Below are 659 nucleotides of genomic sequence, written 5' to 3'. Positions count from 1 at the left end.
CCGCACCAGCCGCAAGGGCCGCGACCTGGCCGCCAGACCGTACGCGGCGCTCGCCTTCTACTGGCCCGAGGTGGGGCGCCAGGTGCGGGTGGCCGGCCGCGTGGTGACGGCCGGGCCCGAGGAGAGCGCCGCCGACCTGCGCCGGCGTTCCCCGGGCGCCCTCGCCGCGGCGCTGGTCGGCCGGCAGAGCGAGGTGCTCGACGCGTACGAGGAGTTGGACCGGGCATCGGCCGCCGCCTGGGAGCGCGCCCAGCGCGAGCCGGACGCCCCGGCCCCGACCTGGACGCTGTACGTCCTGGACCCGGAGGAGGTCGAGTTCTTCCAGGGCGACGAACACCGCCGGCACGTACGGCTGCGCTACCGCGCGACCGACGACGGCTGGACCCGCGAGCTGCTCTGGCCCTGACGGGCGCGGGGGCTCCGGCCGCCGGGCCGAGGTGTGCGAGCCGGACTGGGCGCGGCCCGGTTCGCGGGTCGGACGGGCCGGACGGGGCGCGGCCCGGCTCGCGGGTCGGACGGGTGCCGACTCGCGGACCGGGCGGGGCCGCCAGGGCCGGTGCGCGGACCGGGCGGGTCGGCTAGGGCGTGCGGGCGGGCCCGAGTACGCGGGGCACGGCGCGAGCCGGCACGGGAACGGCGCGAGCCGGCGGGCTCAGGAG

1 protein-coding gene is annotated in these 659 nt (G+C 80.1%); it reads left to right on the top strand.

Annotated features, from left to right (window positions below; all coding sequences use genetic code 11):
• A partial coding sequence (locus KUM32_RS39625; protein ID WP_217146580.1) for a pyridoxal 5'-phosphate synthase occupies positions 1-406 on the top strand: 406 nt, incomplete at its 5' end.
• Between the last annotated feature and the right edge of the window lie 253 nt (positions 407-659).

Source organism: Streptomyces sp. AC627_RSS907, assembly GCF_019049165.1.
Note: the sequence above shows the minus strand (reverse complement) of the source record. Positions and strands in the feature narration are given on the sequence as shown.